Source organism: Nonomuraea sp. K271, from assembly GCF_009908215.1.
Classification (GTDB): Bacteria; Actinomycetota; Actinomycetes; order Streptosporangiales; family Streptosporangiaceae; genus Nonomuraea; species Nonomuraea longispora.
Map to the genome: position 1 here is coordinate 1 of NZ_JAAAHR010000376.1, position 1,301 is coordinate 1,301.

A 1,301-nucleotide genomic window follows, 5' to 3' on the forward strand; every position below is an offset into this window, starting at 1 on the left:
GAGCTGGTTCTGCGGCGGCTGCTGCCCGATGGCCCGGGTGGCGATCCAGGGGCGCGGCTGGCCGCCGCGGTGCATGCCCGGCCGCCCCTCGCGCTGGCCGAGCTGGCCCCGCTGGTGAGCGAGGCGGCCGTGGGCGGCGATCCGGTGGCGGTGTCCATCGTGGCCGAGGCCGCGGCCATGCTGGCGAGCACCGCCTCCCTGGTGCACGAACCCGGGAGTCCTCTCGTGCTGGCCGGTGGTGTGCTCACGGCGGAAGGCCCCGTACACGATGCCGTACGGGGCCTTCTGGAGGGTGCGGTCACGGCGGGGGATCCGGCGGGGGCGGCGGCATGGCTGGCCGCGCGGCCCCTTCTGAGCCTGCGGGAGGCCGAGGCCCGGCATTCCCGTTTCACGCATCCCGCTTAGGCACGCCGTCCCCGTCCCGGTGCAGGCGGGCCGTACCCGGTTCGCGGGTCGCTATCGTGCCGAGCTCGACGCCGCTCGGGCGAGTGGCCGTAGAGGTCGGCCCAGCTCGGTGTCGAGCGCCGCGACCCTGTGCCGGTGCGTTGACCACTCCGTACTCATCGAAGGGGCTCAGCATTTCAGCCGATTTTTCACCTCACGAGCAGTGCGGCGCTTCCGTAGCTCCCGCCGAACCCCGTCACCAGCGCCACGGAACGCCCCGATCGCAGCTCCCTGACGGCCTGGGCGACGTTGTTCAGCCCGTGCACGTACCCCTCCGAGAGCAGACCTCCGTGCGGGTTCACCCAGGCGTGCCGCCCCTCCAGCAGGTAGGCCCCGAGCTCCTCGCGCGCCACGAAGCCGAAGTCCTCCAGTTGCCCGGGCACGAGCCACGAGTAGGCGTCGTACGGCAGCGCCACGTCCACGTCCGCGGGCCGCATTCCGGAGGCCTCCCAGAGCATGGGGGCCACGTACGCGGAGAAGATCGTGCTCACGTCGGGCGCGCGGTCCATCGACGAGCAGCCCGGCCCTCCCCCGCGTACCACGGCGTGCACGCGCGGCCCGTCGAGCACCGCGCTGACCAGCAGCGCGCACGCCCCGTCGGTCTCCTGGCAGCAGTCGACCGTGCGCAGCGGGGTGCAGACGTACGGTCTGGCCAGGTAGGCGTCGAGGGTGAGCGGGTCGCGGCGCAGGGCGCGGGGGTTGGCCGCGGCGTTGCACCTGGACTGGGCGACGACGGCGTGCAGGTGCTCGGAGGTGAGGCCGGTGTCGTGCAGGTAGCGGGTGGCGGCCAGGGCGAACAGCGGGATGGGGCCCGCCAGTCCGTACGTGGGGGTGCCAGCGGAGGGGCCGGTGGGGGC

The 1,301-nt window shown here is 73.8% G+C and carries 1 protein-coding gene and 1 pseudogene; one reads left to right on the forward strand and one right to left on the reverse strand.

Going from position 1 to position 1,301, the window contains the following annotated elements; translation table 11 throughout:
* Nucleotides 1–405: pseudogene (locus tag GUY59_RS47040) on the forward strand (ATPase); the annotation flags it as partial.
* Between the two features lie 188 nt (nt 406–593).
* Here the strand turns inward: GUY59_RS47040 and GUY59_RS47045 are convergent.
* A partial coding sequence (locus tag GUY59_RS47045) for a thiolase C-terminal domain-containing protein (RefSeq protein WP_442939107.1) occupies nt 594–1,301 on the reverse strand: 708 nt, incomplete at its 5' end.